Below are 18,005 nucleotides of genomic sequence, written 5' to 3'. Positions count from 1 at the left end.
ATGCCGGACCTCGAGCAGGCTTTGACCGAGATTGCCGCCGAAATGGCCGAGCGCACGGATCGCGGCGACGTCGCGACCTACATACCGCAGCTCGGCAAGGTCGATCCGAAAAAGTTCGGCATTGCCGCGGTGACCAATGACGGTCGCGTGCTGATGGCGGGCGACGCCGATGAGCCGTTTTCGATCCAGAGCATTTCGAAGGTGTTCACGCTGACACTGGCGCTCGGCAATGTCGGCGACGCGCTGTGGCAGCGTGTCGGGCGCGAGCCTTCGGGCAACCCGTTCAACTCGATCGTCCAGCTCGAGCACGAAAACGGCATTCCGCGCAATCCGTTCATCAATGCCGGCGCCATCGTCATTTCCGACATTCTGCTCGCCGGTCACCAGCCGCGCGAGGCGATCGGCGAGATCCTGCGCTTCATCCAGTTCCTGGCCGACGACGAGACCATCATCATCGACCGCGAGGTCGCGGCTTCGGAACGAGCCACCGGTTTTCGCAACTTGGCGCTCGCCAACTACATGAAGTCCTTCGGCAATCTCAGCCACGCGCCGGATCTGGCGCTGGGCGTCTATTTCCACCATTGCGCCATCGCGATGAGCTGCCGGCAACTGGCTCTGGCCGGCCGCTTCCTCGCCAATGGCGGCAAGAACCCGGCGACTGGCCATTCCGTGGTGTCGGCCGAGCGCGCGCGCCGCATCGGCGCGATGATGCTGACCTGCGGCCACTATGACGGCTCCGGCGATTTCGCCTTCCGCGTCGGCATCCCCGGCAAGAGCGGCGTCGGCGGCGGCATTTTGGCGATCGTCCCGGGCGTGGCCTCGCTCGCCGTCTGGTCGCCCGGCCTCAACGCCAACGGCAATTCCAGGCTGGGGTCGATTGCGCTGGAAAGGCTGGCGAAGATGATGAACTGGTCGGTTTTCGCGCCATAGAGATTTGGGGGCGCCATAGAGNGCGCTGTCGATGGGACAGCGCGGGATTTTTTTGGTCAAAAGATCAGGATAAGCTACCGAAAAGCTTAGAAAAAGCCTTTCCGCTGCCACCAGCCGGCACGCTTCGGCTTCTCCTCGGTCTTTTCCTCTTCGGCAACAGTCGAGGACACGATCGGCTCAACCGGAGCATCGACCGGTACGGGCTTGCGTCGCGATGGGCGGGCCTTCGGTTTTTCGTCGACGGCGGCCACGGCTGTTCCCTCTGAAACAGCTGCGGGAGCCTCGGCAGAAATTTCCGGCTCGGCTACCGGCGTTTCGGCAACGACGTCCGCCGCAGCCTTCTTCGGCTTGGCGGCGCGGCGTGGCTTCTTCGGCTTTTCGGCGCTTGGCATGTCGTCATTGGCCGGAGCAAGGTCCACAGGCTCTTCGACCGGCGTTGCTGCTGCCGGTTCGCCGGAGACGGCCTCCAAGACCTCGGGACGGTCAGCCGACTCGGCAGTGCCTGCATCGACCTCGCCTTCGCCGTCTTCACGGCGATTGCGCTTGCCGCGCCGACGCTTCTTGCCCAGACCTTCATCAGGCTCCCGACCTTCGTCAGGCTCCCGACCTACATCAGGCCCTTGCCCCTCATCCGACGCTTCCACCGCCTCGGTGACGCCGACCTGGTCCTCGTGGTCTGCTTCGGCGCCTTCATCGCTTGCGGCCTCGGAGACGCCATCGGCAGTGGCCGAGATGGACGCACCTTCCACGGGGGCGCCATGCTCGCGGTCGCGATCCTTGCCGCCGCGCCGTCTGCGGCGCTTGCGGCGCTTGCGGTCGCGGCCTTCGCCATCCTCGCTGGGCCTTGGCTGCTGCGGCTGCTGCGCCTGGCGCGGTTGTTCCGCCGGTGCAACGACCTCGTCTTCCTCCTCCTCGATGACGATTTCGTCGGCGGGCTCTTCCGGCTCGACATAGGCGGGCAAGGTCCGCACCTCGACGAAGCCTTCAGGCTTTTCGGCCAGCGCGCCGCGGAAGATCGCATAGTGCTGGGCGCCGACCGTGTCGTCGGCCTCGACGGTGATGGTCAGGCCGAAGCGGTTTTCGAGCTCCACCAGCGTGCCGCGCTTGTGGTTGAGCACATAGAGCGCGGTCGCCGCCGGCGTCCGCACCGTGATGTGGCTGCGCGAATCCTTGAGCAGGAATTCCTCGATCGCCCGCACCACCATCAGCGCGACGGACGAATCGGACCGCACATGGCCGGTGCCGCCGCAATGCGGGCAAGGCTTCATCGTCGATTCCAGCACGCTGGCACGGATGCGCTGGCGCGACATCTCCATCAGGCCGAAATGCGAGATGCGGCCGACCTGGATGCGGGCGCGATCGTTCTTGAGGTGATCCTTCAGCCGCTTCTCGACGGAGCGGTTGTTGCGGTTCTCCTCCATGTCGATGAAGTCGATGACGATCAGGCCGGCGAGATCGCGCAGCCTCAGCTGCCGTGCGACCTCCTCGGCCGCTTCCAGATTGGTGTGAAGCGCTGTGTCCTCGATCGAGTGCTCCTTGGTGGAGCGGCCCGAATTGACGTCGATGGCGACCAGCGCTTCGGTCTGGTTGATGATGATGTAGCCGCCGCTCTTCAGCGTCACCTGCGGCTGCAGCATGCGGTCGAGCTGCGCCTCGATGCCGTTGCGCACGAAGATCGGCGTCGTGTCGCGGAACGGCTGCACGACCTTGGCGTGGCTCGGCATCAGCATGCGCATGAAATCCTTGGCCTCGCGATAGCCCTCTTCGCCGGAGACCAGGATCTCGTCGATGTCCTTGTTGTAGAGGTCGCGCACCGAGCGCTTGATCAGGCTGCCTTCCTCGTAGACGAGGGCAGGGGCCGTCGACTGCAGCGTCAGGTTGCGGACGTTTTCCCAAAGCCGCATCAGATATTCGTAGTCGCGCTTGATCTCGGCCTTGGTGCGGCTTTCGCCGGCCGTGCGCAGGATGACGCCCATGCCCTGCGGCACTTCGAGATCGGCGACGACCTCCTTCAGCCGCTTGCGGTCCTGTGCGTTGGTGATCTTGCGCGAGATGCCGCCGCCGCGCGCCGTGTTCGGCATCAGCACCGAATAGCGGCCGGCAAGCGACAGGTAGGTGGTGAGCGCCGCACCCTTGTTGCCGCGCTCTTCCTTGACGACCTGCACCAGAAGGATCTGCCGGCGCTTGATCACTTCCTGGATCTTGTACTGGCGGCGCACCGGCTTGCGGCGGTTGCGCGCTTCTTCCAGCGCATCCTCGGCGCCGACCGATTCGACCTCATGGTCATCCGAATGCGATGACTGCACCTCTTCCAGCATGCCGCGATCATTGTCGGTGGAGGTGGCTTCGCCGGCCGCCTCAGCCTGCGGCACGGCTTCGGAAATCACATCCGATTCGATGCTGGCGGCGATGGAGTTCGGACCGCCTTCGGAAGGCCCAGTTTCGTCACCGCCAGTTTCGTCACGGCCATGGCCCGTCTCGTCACGGCTCGTCTCATCAGGACTTGCCTCGCTATGACTGGCGACATCCTCGCCATGTTCCGAAGCAGCGGACGGCGTGTCGACTTTTTCTGAGGCATCGACGTTCTGCGCGACCGCATCCTCGCCGTGTTCGCCGCCCTCATTGGAGCCGCTGTCGTTGGACCCGCTGTCATTGGACCCGCTGTCATTGGAATCGCCAGAAGCGTCCGAATCGGCCGCACCTGCATCACGCTTGTGTTCGCCTCGGTCGCGGCTCTTGCCGCCGCGGCGGCGTCCGCGCCGGCCGCGATCGCGGTTCTGGCGATCGTCGCCATCGCCGTCCTCATCGTCCTCGTCTTCAGCCTCCTGCGCTTCCGCGCGCAACAGCGCCTGACGGTCGGCGACCGGAATCTGGTAGTAGTCGGGATGAATTTCACTGAAGGCGAGGAAACCGTGACGGTTGCCGCCGTATTCGACAAAGGCTGCCTGAAGCGAGGGTTCGACGCGGGTTACGCGGGCGAGGTAGATATTTCCTTTGAGCTGCTTCTTGTCCTGGGATTCAAAGTCGAATTCTTCAATACGGTTACCGCGAACGACGACAACTCGTGTTTCCTCCGGGTGGGAGGCGTCTATCAGCATTTTGTTGGGCATTATTTCGTTTCCCCCCGGCAGCCGTCAGCCGCAGCTTGCGAGGCAAAGCCCGCCGCTGTGAGTGTGGATGAACATGGGTGCCGGGCAATTGAATGTCCGCCGGCCGCTGCCTGAGCGCCATGGCGGTGCCGCCCGCAGCCATAATGGCGCGGTTTGCTGCGGACCTTTCCATGATTGCGCTTGAAGCCATCGTAACCAGCAGAACCTTTTTGAACCAAAGCCCGGGAAAACCGGACCAGCTTGTTTGCTCGTACAGAGCCGGCGCGGGACAATCCCGGCCGTTTTCCTCACGCAGGCGCTTCCCCCGCCACGGGCTTACACCTGCGAAATTCGTCGCGATCACCTGTTGCCTTTTCGCCTGACGCGAAAGGAGCCGTCGTTCATCTCACCTGTAGCAGGAAGCTGCGGAGAAGGACGGTTCCAGGATTGCAGTGATCCACCATCGCTTTTATGATTTGGCGGGTTGGAAGGCAACCCCGATTTCCGATGCCGGCAAAATGCAGTTCCGCAACGGAAGCACGGCTTTAAGCGTTGCGTGAAAAGGCTTGGTTAACCTTCTCTGGTTACCAACCGTTAATCGAGTTCGCGGCCTGACCGGCGTTTCGACAAGACGACGACACTCCGACAAGCAAGATTGGCCGACAACAGGATCGGGCGCCTCACGCCAAACCGGAGCGACTGGAAGAGATGGCACTGGCAGTCTTCACGCACATGAGTGGTCGCGCCGGAGGCATTTTTTTCTACGCCGCCCGCTTCCACGCCGCTTGTCTGCTGTTGCTGGTTGTCGCTTGCCTGGCTCTTTCGCCAGTTTCCTTTGCCGCCGACGCGCCGCTGGCAGTGACGAGCTACAAAATGGCCGGTGACGCCACCAAGATGCGCATCGTCATGAATTTCGATCGTGAGCCCGACGTCAAATGGTTCCTGCTGCGCGGCCCCCACCGTCTGGTCGTCGACCTGCCAAGCACGAGATTCGCCATCAAATCCAAGGACGTGAAGGCGCGCGGCCTGGTCAGGAGCGTGCGCTACGGCGATCTCGGCGAGGGGGTGTCGCGGCTGATTCTCACCGGCAAGGGCCCGTTCGCCGTCGACAGGTTCGACGTGCTCAAGAACGATGACGGCAACGGCTACCGCATCGCCATCGACATGTCGGCGGCGTCCGTGCGGGAGTTCGACAGCGCTCTTGCCAATCAGGCGTTGACCACCGGCTCGACGGTCTCCTCCGACAAGGGCGGCAGGGTCGGCACCGGCCCGGTCTCCAATCCAGGCCATCGCTTCACCGTCGTCATCGATCCAGGCCATGGCGGCATCGACGGCGGCGCCGAGGGCATGAACGGCACCGTCGAGAAAAACGTCACGCTCGCTTTCGCCACCGAATTGCGGGACAAACTCGCCGCAGTCGGCAAATACGACGTGTTCTTGACGCGCGAGACGGACCAATTCCTGCGGCTGGACGACCGCGTGCGCATTGCCCGCCAGCACGAGGCCGACCTGCTCATTTCGATCCACGCCGACACCATCAGGGTCAAGGGCCTTCGCGGCGCAACCGTCTACACCGTCTCCGACAAGGCTTCCGATCCCGAAGCGCAGGCGCTCGCCGACCGTGAAAACCTTTCCGACCAATTCGCCGGCATGGAAATCAAGGACGACAACAAGGAAGTAACCGACATCCTGATCGACCTGATTCGCCGCGAGACGCACAGTTTCTCGATGAGTTTTGCCCAAACGCTGGTCGGCCAGCTTTCCACCAGTGTCGGCCTCATCAACAATCCGCAGCGTTCGGCCAGCTTCAAGGTGTTGAAGGCGCCGGATGTTCCCTCCGTGCTGGTCGAACTCGGCTATCTGTCGAATGCCAAGGACGAGGCACAACTGCTCAGCGCCGATTGGCGCAGCAAGGCGGCCCAGAGCATAACCAATGCCATCGCCCTGTTCGCTTCAGCCAAGGCCGGAGCCGGAACCGGAGGCTGAGATGCCAGCCCTCGCCACAACCAGAGGCAGCGTTGCACGACGACAACACTTTGCACTTATATTTTCGCCATTCGAAGCCGAAATTCCAGGCTGCCGCATTTTGCCCACATGGTGGCGACATGGATTTTCGATTACCGGTCGGGATCGTCTCGAAAGCTTGCGCGAAAGGCGGCTTCGTTTAGGCAATTCCCGAACCAAGGACTGGAGCGGGCATGATTCGTCTTATTGGCTATTTCTTCGGCATCGGCACCGCGCTGGCCCTTTTGGTCGCGGCCGGGGTGGCGATCTATACCAGCCATTTGTCGAAGGATTTGCCCGATTACGAGGTCCTGGCCAAGTATGAACCGCCGGTGACGACCCGCATCCATGCGTCCGACGGTGCGCTGATGGCCGAATATGCGCGCGAGCGGCGCCTGTATTTGCCGATCCAGGCGGTGCCGGATCGTGTCAAGGCGGCCTTCCTGTCTGCCGAGGACAAAAACTTCTACAATCACCCCGGCATCGATATGACCGGCCTTGGCCGCGCAGTCATGGTCAATCTGCAGAATGCTGGCTCGGGCAAGCGCCAGGTCGGCGCCTCGACGATCACCCAGCAGGTGGCGAAAAACTTCCTGTTGTCCTCGGACCAGACCTACGAGCGCAAGATCAAGGAGATGATCCTCGCCTTCCGCATCGAGCAGGCCTATTCGAAGGACCGCATCCTCGAGCTCTACCTTAACGAGATTTTCTTCGGGCTTGGCGCCTATGGCGTCGCCGGCGCAGCACTCACCTATTTCGACAAGGCGGTGAATGAACTCACCGTGGCGGAGGCAGCCTATCTGGCGGCTTTGCCGAAAGGCCCCTCCAACTATCACCCATTCAAATATGCCGACCGCGCCATCGAGCGCCGCAACTGGGTGATCGACCAGATGGTCGGCAACGGCTACGTCACGCAAGAGGAAGGCGCCAAGGCCAAGGCCGAGCCGCTCGGCGTCAAGCCACGCCGCTCCGGCACCTATCTGTTCGCCGGCGAATATTTCACCGAGGAGGTGCGTCGCCAGATCAGCGCGCGCTACGGCGAGAATGCGCTCTACGAGGGCGGCCTGTCCGTCCGTACGACGCTCGATCCCAAGATGCAGCTCATCGCCCGCAAAGCCATGCAGAACGGCCTGATGAAGTTCGATACGCTGCGCGGCTATCGCGGGCCGGTGAAGACCATCGACGTATCCGGCGACTGGGGCGTGCCTTTGAGCGAAGTCAAGGGACTGGACGACGTGCCCGAATGGTCGCTCGCCGTCGTGCTCGACAGCTCGGAGAGCGGCCTGTCGATCGGCCTTCGGCCGACCCGGCAGATCTCGGGCGAACTCGTCAAGGGTCGCATCGAAGGCACCGTCAGCCGCGAGGACATGAGTTTCGCCATGCGTCATGTGGTCGGCGGCAAGACCGTCAAGGCCAAATCGCCGGCGGACGTGCTGAAGCCTGGCGACGTCATCTTCGTGCAGAAGAAAGAAGATACGGATGGGGCCTATATCTTGCGCCAGGCCCCCGAAGTGGAGGGCGGCCTGATCGCCATGGATCCGCATACCGGGCGCGTTCTGGCCATGGTCGGCGGGTTCTCCTATTCGCTATCCGAATTCAACCGTACCACGCAGGCCATGCGGCAGCCGGGTTCGTCGTTCAAGCCGATCGTCTATGCGGCCGCTCTCGACAATGGCTATACGCCGGCTTCGGTGATCATGGATGGCCCGATCACCATCAAGAGCGGCAACACGACCTGGACGCCGAAAAACTACGATGGAAGGACTGCGGGCCCGGCGACCTTGCGGTCCGGCATCGAGAGGTCGCGCAATCTAATGACTGTGCGCCTGGCCAACGACATGGGCATGAAGCTGGTCGCCGAATATGCCGAGCGCTTCGGCGTCTATGATCGACTGGCGCCGTATCTGCCGATGGCGCTGGGGTCGGGCGAGACGACCGTGATGCGCATGGTATCGGCTTATTCGATCATGGCCAACGGCGGCAAGTCGATCAAGCCGACGCTGATCGACCGGATCCAGGACCGCTACGGCAAGACGGTCTACAGGCAGGACGAACGCGGCTGCAAAAATTGCAATGCGGCTGAATGGCAGAACCAGCCTGAGCCGGAACTGGTCGACAATTCCGAGCAGGTGCTCGATCCGATGACCGCCTATCAGATCACTTCGATGATGGAGGGCGTCGTCGAGCGCGGTACCGGCGCTACCGTTGCCGAACTCGGCCGCCACATCGCCGGCAAGACTGGAACGACAAACGATGAGAAGGATACCTGGTTCATCGGCTATACGCCCAACCTCGTTGTCGGCCTTTATATGGGCTATGATCAGCCCAAAGGTCTTGGCAAGGGCGCGACCGGCGGCGGCCTTGCTGCGCCGATCTTCAAGGACTTCATGCGCGTGGCGCTGGATGGCACGCCCAATGTCGATTTCCAGGTTCCCGAAGGCATGAAGCTGATCGCCATCAATCGCAAAACCGGCATGCGGGCCAACCCGGACGACGCCGGCGCCTTTATCGAAGCCTTCAAGCCGGGCACCGGCCCCGCCGACAGCTATTGGGTGATCGGCATGGGTGAGGACGGCTCCAACGCCTCCGGCGGCGCGCTGTCGCCACAGGCCAACCAAGCCATCCAGTCCGGCGGCGGCGGGCTCTACTGACATAGGATAGGGTATTTGGGCCGGCTTTCGAGCCGGCCCATTTCGCTTTACAGGCGGCGGTGCCGTCCCTATGTATCGCGCCAACCCAAGCTCTGCTTAAGCGACAGGGCACCATCTCAGCACAGGACAGAACGGCCAGCCATGCGCGCGGAAACGCAGAATATTGTCGACGAAATCAGGCAGGCGATAACCCTGCTGAGGAGGCATCTTTGACTGGGATCAAGCCATAAAGCGGCTTGAATACCTGAATGTGCGTGCCGAGGATTCGAGCCTCTGGAACGAACCGCTGGAGGCGCAGAAGCTGATGCGTGAGCGCCAGGGCCTCGAGGAAGGCATCGCCGCAGTCAAAGGCCTCACCCAGGCGCTGGAAGACAATATCGGCTTGATCGAGCTTGGCGAGGAAGAGGGCGATGAGGGCGTCGTCGCCGAGGCGGAAGCGGCGATCCGCTCGATGCGCGGCGAAGCAAAGGCCCGCCAGATCGAGACGCTGCTTTCGGGCGAGGCCGACGCCAACGACAGCTATCTCGAAATCCATGCCGGGGCCGGCGGCACCGAAAGCCAGGACTGGGCCTCGATGCTCCTGCGCATGTACACGCGTTGGGCCGAGCGGCGCCGCTTCAAGGTCGAGGTGCTGGAGGTGCATGACGGCGAAGAAGCCGGCATCAAGTCCGCCACGCTGCTGATCAAGGGCCACAACGCCTATGGTTGGCTGAAGACGGAATCCGGCGTTCACCGTCTCGTGCGTATTTCCCCCTATGACAGCAATGCGCGCCGTCACACCTCCTTCGCCAGCGTCTGGGTCTATCCCGTGATCGACGATACGATCGACATCGACGTTTCCGAATCGGATGTCCGCATCGACACCTATCGTTCGTCCGGATCGGGCGGCCAGCACGTCAACACCACCGATTCAGCGGTCCGCATCACCCATCTCGCCACCGGCATCGCGGTCGCCTGCCAGGCTGAGCGCTCCCAGCACAAGAACAAGGCGAAGGCCTGGGAGATGCTGCGTTCGCGGCTCTACGAGGAGGAACTGAAGAAGCGCGAGGCGGTGGCCAACGCCACCGAAGCGTCGAAGAGCGATATCGGCTGGGGCCATCAGATACGCTCCTACGTTCTGCAGCCTTATCAACTGGTGAAGGATCTGCGCACCGGCGTCGAGAGCACAAGCCCGTCGAGCGTGCTGGACGGCGACCTCGACGATTTCATGGAGGCCTCGCTGTCGCAGCGCATCGAGGGCGGCGCCGGCGAAGTGGTGGCCGACATCGACTGAAGCTCCTACGCCCCAAGCAGCAGGAACATCACGCTAGAGTAACAGGCTCTTCACTGTAATTGAGCGGGTGCTTTATGGCTTTGTTTTTTCATCGAATTTTCGACAATTACTTCTACCTCCGGGTTCATTGTTGCAGGCCTGCCGTCGCCTGGCCCGGAACCACTGCGAGTTCAATCTCGTTATCCGCGCGATCCCACTGCCGGGGTTGATGAAGTCACTCTCGTCAGCCCCGGCAGGCTGGTTCCGGCTGCAGATGTCGGTGCTCGATTGCACAGCAATTTCTTGCGCCAGCAAAGGAATCAGGCCAGCATCCGAACGTTGGGGGAAAAAGCATTTATGGCCGGACGCGGCGTATCTGCGACCTGACGAGCCGGCCACTGGGAAGATACGTTCCAAGAACGGGCAAGCGAAACGCTTGATAACTCGGTGATAGGAATTGCGCCCATGCCTGCTTCCACAACCCGACTGGCCTCTGCCGTCAAGACGGCGCGCCGCCTCCTGAATTCGATCATTGCGGTGGTGGTTCTGACGGCCGCCACCATTGTATTTGCAGCGCCGGCTTTGGCGCACGACGCCACGCCGACTGCAGCGAAGCCGCAAGGCTGGAGTTACCCATTCTCCTGTTGTTCCGGCTACGATTGTCGCGCGGTCTCGCAGACGTCGATCAGCGAGCGTCCGGAGGGCTATGTCATCAAGGGAACAGGCGAGGTCGTGGGCTACAGCGATGCACGGATCAAGAATTCGCCCGACGGCGAATATCACTGGTGTTCGGTCGCCGGCGCCAATGACGGAAAGACCATCTGCCTGTTCGTGCCACCGTCGTCGTTTTGATGCATGTCGCCCAAAAGCTTGCTCCGAGGGCCATGGCCTGACCCGAGGCTGCGCAGCGGTTTTGGGATACGACATGCATCAACAAGAGTGAAGCGCGCCACGCGTCCGACGCAGGTAAGCCGAGTCTGCTGACAGACGGTTGTCAATGGCGCCTCTTTATGTTGCCTTACCGCGCTGGCGCGAAGCAATCGCGAGGGAGGCGTCATGACCATAAAGGCAAGCTGCCACTGCAGGGCGACGACGTTCGAGGTTTCGGAAGCGCCGCTAACCGTGACGCAATGCACCTGCTCCTTCTGCTCGAAACGCGGCTCGTTGTGGGCCTATTACGTCCCGTCGCAATTCAAGCTCACCAGCCCGCTCAAGAATGTCTCTTTCTATCAATGGGGCTCGCAAACGGTAAAACATGGTTTCTGCGCCACCTGCGGCTGCGGCACCTTCACCGAAACGCCGGACTGGTCGACCGGCAAGCCGGATTTCGACAATCCGAAAATCAGCGTGAATTCTCGCCTGTTCGACGATTTCGACCTCGATCAGGTCGTCGTCATCGACGGCAAGAATCTCTGGTAGCCGACAGTCTCTGCCAGCCGATCGGAATTGCGCAAATAGCGGCGGTTGAATTGACCGGGAAAAGCCGTGGCCAGCCGCTTTTCCCCTTCCATTTTTCGCCGCATTTCATGTTACAAGCATAGAGCGACGTGCGTGCACTTGGACGCACAAGGGATGCGGCGCCCCACTGGTGGGACCGCGGACTGGAGAGGGACTACCTGATGAAAAAGACTGTGCTCGTCGCAGTGGCGACGGCTGTGCTCGTGAGTGCCTGCACCACCACCGATCCGTATACCGGACAACAGAAAGTTTCCAACACTGCGGCCGGCGCCGGCATCGGCGCGCTGGCGGGTGCGGGGCTCGGCCTGCTCGCCGGCGGCAACGATCGCCGCAATGCGCTGATCGGCGCTGGCGTCGGCGCTCTCGCTGGCGGCGCCATCGGCGCCACGATGGACCAGAACGAGGCCGAACTGCGCCGGCAGCTTCAGGGTTCCGGCGTCAGCGTCACCCGCAGCGGCGACCAGATCATCCTCAACATGCCGTCCGACATCACCTTCAACGTCGACCAGGACGCGGTGAAGCCCGGCTTCTATCAAGTGCTGAATTCGGTCGCGCTTGTGCTGAACAAGTTCCGCCAGACCACCGTCGACGTGTTCGGCCACACCGACTCGACCGGTGGCGACGAACACAATTTCGACCTGTCGCAGCGCCGCGCGCTGGCGGTCGCCAATTATCTGTCCGGGCAGGGCGTCGATACCCGCCGCTTCGCCGTCACCGGCTTCGGCAAGACGCGTCCGATCGCCTCCAACGCGTCGGCCGCCGGCCGCGCCCAGAACCGCCGCGTCGAGATCCAGCTCTCACCGCTCACCTGAGCAAGACACGCAAGAAGACGGCTTTGCACATGAAAACGGCCCCGCAAGGGGCCGTTTTTGCTGGTCTTTGAGAATTTCTGCTGTGATCAGCCCAATTTCTGCTGTGATCAGCCCTTGGCGACGATGCGCATGAACGCGGGCATGTCGTCACCGAATCCGACGGTCCCATCGTTGTCTTCCTGGCGATGGCGGGCCGGGCGATTGCCGTCGCGCTGCGGCCTGGTGTCGCCACGTTCCGGCGCGCGCTGTTCGTTGCGATGGCGATCGGGCGAAGCCTTGCGATCGGGGGAAGATTGGCGTTCGGGTGAAGCTTGGCGTTCGGGTGAAGTGTGGCGCTCGGTGTTTTCCGAGCGGATCGCTTCCTTGCGCGCGCGCCGCTCACCGGCATCGGCGACCGGGGGCTCGGCTGCCACCGGCTGTTCCTCGCGCGCCGCATCCGGTGCTGCAGCTTCCCTTTGCTTGGCGTGGCGTTCGCGTGGCCTGCGTTCGCCCCTCTCCTTGCCATCGTCCTTGCGGCCGGCGCGGCGCGGCGCGCCGCGGCCACGGCGGGGAGCATCGTCGTCCCCGCTCTCGCTGGCGACGACTGTCGACAGATCGCCGTCATGCCACTCGATCTTGTTGCCGATCAGCCGTTCGATCGCCTCGATGTATTTGGTGTCGGACTTGGTGGCGATGGTGAAGGATTTGCCCGAGCGGCCGGCGCGGCCGGTGCGGCCGATGCGATGGACATAGTCCTCGGCATGGATCGGCACGTCGTAATTGAAGACGTGGCTGACGTCGGGGATGTCGAGGCCGCGCGCCGCGACGTCCGACGCAACGAGGTAGCGCAGTTTGCCGTCACGGAAATTGGCCAGCATCTGCATGCGCGCGCGCTGGTCCATGTCGCCATGCAGCGCGCCGGCGTCAAAATCATGTTTCAGCAGCGAGCGGAAAAGCTCCGAGACCTCGATCTTGCGGTTGCAGAAGATGATGGCGTTCTTCAGTTCCGCATCCTCGGCCTTTATCAGATTGCGCAGCGTCTCGCGCTTGTCCCAGGGTTTCGAGCCGGATTTCACCAGCCGCTGGATGATGTTGGTCGCGGCGGACGCCGCCTTCGAAACCTCGACGCGCACCGGCGCGTGCAGGAATTTCTCGGTGAGCTTGGTGATCTCAGGCGGCATCGTCGCCGAGAAGAACAGCGTCTGCCGCGTGAACGGGATCATCTCGCAGATGCGCTCGATGTCGGGAATGAAGCCCATGTCGAGCATGCGGTCGGCCTCATCGATGACCAGGATCTCGACGCCGTTGAGCAGAAGCTTTCCGCGCTCGCGATGATCGAGCAGGCGGCCTGGGGTCGCGATCAGCACGTCGGCGCCGCGCTCCAGCTTCTTGTCCTGCTCGTCGAAGGATACGCCGCCGATCAGCAGCGCGATGTTGAGCTTGTGGTTCTTGCCGTATCTGATGAAGTTCTCTTCAACCTGCGCGGCAAGCTCGCGCGTTGGCTCAAGTATCAGCGTGCGTGGCATGCGCGCGCGCGCCCGGCCTTTTTCGAGGCGGGTCAGCATCGGCAGCACGAACGAGGCCGTCTTGCCGGTGCCGGTCTGGGCGATGCCCAAAATATCCTTGCCGAGCAAGGCGTGCGGAATGGCGCCGGCCTGGATCGGTGTCGGTTCGGTGTAACCGGCGTCGGTGACTGCGGAAAGGACCTTCGGCGACAGGCCGAGGTCTGCGAAGGTCAACACGTCTTGAGCGATCTGGGTGTCTGAGGACAAGTTTGGCTGTCTTTGGCTGGTTCGGGGGCGCAACGCAAGCGGTCGCGGCAAGCGCCGCGCGCCTGCAAGATTGGCATTGCAGGTAGGCGCAAGCCCACGATTTGTCAACACAAACAGGCGGGGGACGGCACGATTGTGAAGTCGTAACCTTAATCGCGATACTTAATCGATCTGCTGTCGCTGCGCCGGCTCAATAGCGGAACTGTTCGGCGAGAATGCGCTCGTTCCACGAGTGGCTCGGATCGAACAGCAGCGTCGCTGTTACCGTAGGCGATTCCTGCACCGTAACCGAGGTTACGGCCTTCACCTCGGTGTGGTCGGCGGCGGCGTTCACCGGCCGCTTTTCCGCCTCCAGAATGTCGAAACGAACGGTCGACTTGTTGGAGAGCAGCGCGCCGCGCCAGCGGCGCGGGCGGAACGGACTGACCGGGGTCAGCGCCAGCAGCGGCGCGTCGAGCGGCAGGATCGGTCCGTGCGCGGACAGGTTGTAGGCGGTCGAGCCGGCCGGCGTCGCGACCATCACACCGTCGCAGTTCAATTCCTCCAGCCGCACTTGCCCGTCCACGGTGATACGGATCTTGGCCGTCTGGTAGGACTGGCGCCACAGCGCAACCTCATTGATCGCCAACGCCGAGATCGTTTCGCCCTCAGCCGTGACCGCTTGCATCTCCAGCGGACGGATGGTTTCGGCAACCGCCGCGGCGATGCGCCCGGTCAAACCGCTGGCGCGGTATTCGTTCATCAGGAAGCCGATGGTGCCACGGTTCATGCCGTAGACCTTTTTTCCGGTGCTCATCGTGTCGCGCAAGGTCTGCAACAGGAAGCCGTCGCCGCCCAGCGCCACGACGATCTCTGCATCCTCGATGGGTGCCTGGCCATAGCGCGCCGAAAGGCTCTCCAGCGCCGCCTTGGCGTCGGCGGTGTCGGACGAGACGAAAGCGAAGCGGCTGGCGGCTTTGTTCATGGCTCCCCAATGGCGAGTGTTGATGGCGACCGGTCGGTGGCGACCGGTTTGCTTGGGCCGCGCCAGCGCCGGGTTAGCATGGGCTGGCAGATCTGCAAAGCGAGACATCTGGCGCCGCTTGATACAGCGCCGGGAGGAGCCGCCGGCCTGCTGCTCGCGCATCGTGTCGAGTGACAAGCGAATGTGATGGTTAAGACGGGAATTAAACTCTCGTAAAGCCGGATCGACCATGTTAGCCGGCAGTGGATGGGCGGCGTGGGGGCCAGCTAGTCGGACCGATTTATTGCCGGTAACACGCCTGATTGTCATCGTCCTGATGCTGGGAAGTTTCGCGCTTGCCTTTGCCCAACTGGTGCGCCAGTCGGAACAGACGAGTTTGAGACCCCAACCCACGGCTTCACGCTGCGGCGATGCCGCCGGCACGCCGTGCCCGCAACGGGCGTTGTGACTTCGCCAAGCACTTTCTCGCGATAGGAGGCCGGTGCTTAGCGCGCCTGCAGCAGATGGCAGCCGGCCTGCCGCTTTTGTGCGAGATACTCGTCGATAAGCTGGCGGTAGCGCACCTTGCCAAAGCTCGGGAAGTGCCCGCCATGCACGACCGTAACATCGAGCTCGCGCATCCGCAGCAGCGTCTCGACATAGTCGTCGACAGCGGAATGATAGACATCGTCGATCAGCGGGCCGTCATAGACGATGTCGCCGGAAAGCAGGATGCCGGTCTTCCTCTCGTAGAGCGCGATGCCACCGGGTGAATGGCCCGGCGTGTGGATCACATCGAAGGCACGGTCGCCGAGATCGACGAAATCGCCTTCTCCAAGCAAACGATCGGCCGGCGCCGGCTGGATCCGGTAGCGCGTGGCATCCCAGCCCTGCGGCATTGCGTCGAACATGGCGTCGGTCGCGTAGCGGTTGGCGACCGTCCATTCATTGCGCGGATCAGCGAGGATTTCTGCTTCGGCCGCATGCACGCAGCGGTCCGGGAATTCGTGATGGCAGCCGATATGATCGAAATGCGTGTGGCTGGCCACGCAAACGAGTTTTCGCTCCGTCACCAGCGGGACGTGGCGCCGCAGGCTGAAATGGCCGAGGCCGGTGTCGAACAGAAGATCGCGATCGCGGCCGCGCACATGCCAGATGTTGCAGCGGAAGAACGGCTTGATCCACGGCTCGTGGATCAGCGTTACGCCATCGCCCATACGGATGGCTTCATACCAATTCGCAGCGTCGATGATCGGAAGCGTGCCCATGGCTCAGTCCGCCAGAAGGATGACATCGCCAGCGTCGCACGAAACCGCAGAGATGTCGCCCGGCTGGACGGCCGCAGCAGCGGGAACCCTGGCGATGAAGTGCAGCGCCGGGTCTTTCTCGGAGACAGCAAGCACGCGCTTGAAGCTGCCTTGAAACACCACGTCGCTCACCTTGGCCGTGCCGAGCCTTACCGCGCCGCCGGCCGCACCGAGGACAAGGTGCTCCGGACGGACGGCGAGGGCGACAGAAGCGCCAGCAGGCACTGCACCGGGCAGCGAAAGCGGTCCGACCTGCGTCGCGACAGTGATTGTTCCGTGCTTCGCCGCCGTCACCGTTCCCGATATCAGCGTGCTCTCACCCATGAAGGTTGCGGAAAAGCGCGTCGCCGGCCGCGCATAGACGCGCTCCGGCGGACCTTCGTCCTCGATGCGCCCGTCATTCATCACCACGCAATGGTCGGCAAGGGCCATCGCCTCTTCCTGGTCGTGGGTGACATGGATGAAGGCGGTGCCGACGCGTTTCTGGATCGCTTTCAACTCGTCCTGCATCTGCCGGCGCAATTTTAGGTCGAGCGCGCCGAGCGGTTCGTCGAGCAGCAGCACCGCAGGCTCGACGACAAGGGCGCGGGCCAGCGCGACGCGCTGCCGCTGGCCGCCGGAAAGCTGGTGCGGCTTCTTGTCGAAGGCGGTGGCCAGCCCGACCAGCGCCAGCGCGTCGCGCGCCCGGGCGGTCCGTGTCGTGGCATCGACGCCTTGCATGCGCAGGCCGAAGCCGACATTGCTGCCGACGCTCATGTGCGGAAACAGCGCATAGTCCTGGAACACCGTCGTCGTCGGCCGCTTCGCCGGCGGTACGGCGGTGCAGTCCTCGCCGCGGATCAGCACCTTGCCTTGGCTCGGCGTGACGAAGCCGCCGAGAATGGACAAAAGCGTCGTCTTGCCGGAGCCCGACGGGCCGAGCAGGACGGTGTAGCTGCCCGGCTCGATTTGCAGCGACACATTCCTCAGCACGGTGTGCTGGCCGAAGCGATGCGAGACAGCGCGGACATCGACCAGTGGCTCGGTCATGCCGGCTTCCTCCGCAACAGCATCAGTTCAAAAAACACCACCAGCACGATGGAGACGGCGAAGACCAGCGAGCCGACGGCGTTGGTCTTGGGATTGAGGCCGGAGCGCAGCAGGTTCCAGATCTCGACCGGCAGCGTCGTGTCGAAGCGCGTCAGCAGGAACGAGATCACGAACTCGTCCCAGGAGAAGGTCATCGACAGGAAGAAACCGGCAAAGATCGCCGGTGCCATGACAGGAACGGTGATCAGCAGCAGCACCTTCCATTCGGGCGCGCCGAGGTCGCGCGCGGCACGCTCGATGTTGATCTGGTGGTCGCCCATCTGGCTGTAGATGATGGCAAAGCACAGCGGCAGGTTGATCACCACATGGCCGATGCCGGCGGCAAGCAGCGATTTCGATATGCCGGCCCAGTTGAACAGCACCAGCAGCCCCATGCCGATGATCAGATAGCTCACGGTCAGCGGCAGCGTGATCAGCCCGCGCAGCAGGGCCGAGCCCGGCAGGGCGAAACGCGCAAAACCCCAGGCAGAGAGGAAACCGAGCGTGACGGCAGCGGCCGAGGAGAGCGCCGCGACCAGAAGCGAATTGACCAGCGCCGAGGTCAGCCGCGTGTCGGCGAGCACGGCGTCGTACCAGCGCAGCGACGGCCCGGTGAAGGGCGGGATCGGAAACGACGTCGCCTGCAGCGAAAACAGCACCAGCACGACCACCGGCAGGAAGATGAAGCCATAGATGGCGACGGCGTAGAACCAGGAGACGATGCGGACAAGGGCGCGCAC

13 protein-coding genes are annotated in these 18,005 nt (G+C 62.9%); 7 read left to right on the top strand and 6 right to left on the bottom strand.

Annotation, left to right across the window (positions count from 1 at the left end; all coding sequences use genetic code 11):
* A complete protein-coding gene (locus tag X738_RS52585) occupies positions 1 to 930 on the top strand; it encodes a glutaminase (RefSeq protein WP_023798153.1) in 930 nt (309 codons plus the stop codon).
* Between the two features lie 86 nt (positions 931 to 1,016).
* On the opposite strand, the gene X738_RS52580 is transcribed toward X738_RS52585, so the two are convergent.
* Positions 1,017 to 4,040: an Rne/Rng family ribonuclease gene (locus X738_RS52580; protein WP_023798152.1), complete on the bottom strand. Its 3,024-nt coding sequence runs from the start codon at positions 4,038 to 4,040 to the stop codon at positions 1,017 to 1,019.
* A 687-nt stretch (positions 4,041 to 4,727) separates the two neighbouring features.
* On the opposite strand from X738_RS52580, the gene X738_RS52575 reads away from it, so the two are divergent.
* The 6 genes from X738_RS52575 (at position 4,728) to X738_RS52550 (ending at position 12,196) form a co-directional block, all read left to right on the top strand.
* Positions 4,728 to 6,005, top strand: coding sequence for an N-acetylmuramoyl-L-alanine amidase (locus tag X738_RS52575; protein WP_023798151.1), 1,278 nt, complete (start codon positions 4,728 to 4,730; stop codon positions 6,003 to 6,005).
* Between the two features lie 212 nt (positions 6,006 to 6,217).
* A complete protein-coding gene (locus X738_RS52570) occupies positions 6,218 to 8,674 on the top strand; it encodes a penicillin-binding protein 1A (protein ID WP_023798150.1) in 2,457 nt (818 codons plus the stop codon).
* Positions 8,675 to 8,815: 141 nt separating this feature from the next.
* Positions 8,816 to 9,947 (top strand): peptide chain release factor 2 gene (prfB, locus tag X738_RS52565; RefSeq protein WP_128182291.1). Its coding sequence is split into 2 segments (ribosomal slippage): positions 8,816 to 8,881 and positions 8,883 to 9,947, totalling 1,131 coding nucleotides; the frame shifts between segments, so codons are not numbered across the junction.
* 444 nt (positions 9,948 to 10,391) lie between these two features.
* Positions 10,392 to 10,778, top strand: coding sequence for a hypothetical protein (locus X738_RS52560; RefSeq protein WP_023798148.1), 387 nt, complete (start codon positions 10,392 to 10,394; stop codon positions 10,776 to 10,778).
* A gap of 204 nt (positions 10,779 to 10,982) precedes the next feature.
* A complete protein-coding gene (locus X738_RS52555; protein ID WP_023798147.1) occupies positions 10,983 to 11,345 on the top strand; it encodes a GFA family protein in 363 nt (120 codons plus the stop codon).
* 200 nt (positions 11,346 to 11,545) lie between these two features.
* Positions 11,546 to 12,196, top strand: a complete 651-nt coding sequence (locus X738_RS52550; RefSeq protein ID WP_031254560.1) for an OmpA family protein — start codon at positions 11,546 to 11,548, stop codon at positions 12,194 to 12,196.
* Between the two features lie 107 nt (positions 12,197 to 12,303).
* Here the strand turns inward: X738_RS52550 and X738_RS52545 are convergent, their stop codons facing one another.
* The 5 genes from X738_RS52545 to X738_RS52525 all read right to left on the bottom strand — a co-directional run bounded on the left by X738_RS52545 (position 12,304) and on the right by X738_RS52525 (position 18,005).
* Complete coding sequence (locus tag X738_RS52545) at positions 12,304 to 13,947, bottom strand: DEAD/DEAH box helicase (protein ID WP_031254558.1); 1,644 nt, start codon at positions 13,945 to 13,947, stop codon at positions 12,304 to 12,306.
* A gap of 190 nt (positions 13,948 to 14,137) precedes the next feature.
* A complete protein-coding gene (locus X738_RS52540; protein WP_023798144.1) occupies positions 14,138 to 14,911 on the bottom strand; it encodes an NAD kinase in 774 nt (257 codons plus the stop codon).
* A gap of 485 nt (positions 14,912 to 15,396) precedes the next feature.
* Positions 15,397 to 16,158 carry an MBL fold metallo-hydrolase gene (locus X738_RS52535; protein ID WP_023798143.1) on the bottom strand — a complete coding sequence of 254 codons (762 nt, stop codon included), beginning with the start codon at positions 16,156 to 16,158 and terminating at the stop codon, positions 15,397 to 15,399.
* Between the two features lie 3 nt (positions 16,159 to 16,161).
* Entirely contained in the window at positions 16,162 to 17,226 is a 1,065-nt protein-coding gene (locus X738_RS52530) for an ABC transporter ATP-binding protein (RefSeq protein ID WP_023798142.1), read from the bottom strand.
* Positions 17,223 to 18,005 (bottom strand): ABC transporter permease, encoded by a 783-nt coding sequence (locus X738_RS52525; RefSeq protein ID WP_023798141.1) that lies wholly within the window; start codon positions 18,003 to 18,005, stop codon positions 17,223 to 17,225. The genes X738_RS52530 and X738_RS52525 overlap by 4 nt, the downstream gene beginning before the upstream one ends.

The sequence above is a fragment of the Mesorhizobium sp. L48C026A00 genome, assembly GCF_000502375.1.
GTDB lineage: Bacteria > Pseudomonadota > Alphaproteobacteria > Rhizobiales > Rhizobiaceae > Mesorhizobium > Mesorhizobium muleiense.
The sequence above is the reverse complement of the archived record's forward strand: the minus strand, read 5'-3'. Positions and strand labels throughout refer to the sequence as shown.

Coding starts and splice junctions, on each gene's coding strand:
- X738_RS52585 (WP_023798153.1), top strand. CDS start 1: ATGCCGGACCTCGAGCAGGCTTTGACCGAGATTGCCGCCGAAATGGCC.
- X738_RS52580 (WP_023798152.1), bottom strand. CDS start 4,040: ATGCCCAACAAAATGCTGATAGACGCCTCCCACCCGGAGGAAACACGA.
- X738_RS52575 (WP_023798151.1), top strand. CDS start 4,728: ATGGCACTGGCAGTCTTCACGCACATGAGTGGTCGCGCCGGAGGCATT.
- X738_RS52570 (WP_023798150.1), top strand. CDS start 6,218: ATGATTCGTCTTATTGGCTATTTCTTCGGCATCGGCACCGCGCTGGCC.
- X738_RS52560 (WP_023798148.1), top strand. CDS start 10,392: ATGCCTGCTTCCACAACCCGACTGGCCTCTGCCGTCAAGACGGCGCGC.
- X738_RS52555 (WP_023798147.1), top strand. CDS start 10,983: ATGACCATAAAGGCAAGCTGCCACTGCAGGGCGACGACGTTCGAGGTT.
- X738_RS52550 (WP_031254560.1), top strand. CDS start 11,546: ATGAAAAAGACTGTGCTCGTCGCAGTGGCGACGGCTGTGCTCGTGAGT.
- X738_RS52540 (WP_023798144.1), bottom strand. CDS start 14,911: ATGAACAAAGCCGCCAGCCGCTTCGCTTTCGTCTCGTCCGACACCGCC.
- X738_RS52535 (WP_023798143.1), bottom strand. CDS start 16,158: ATGGGCACGCTTCCGATCATCGACGCTGCGAATTGGTATGAAGCCATC.
- X738_RS52530 (WP_023798142.1), bottom strand. CDS start 17,226: ATGACCGAGCCACTGGTCGATGTCCGCGCTGTCTCGCATCGCTTCGGC.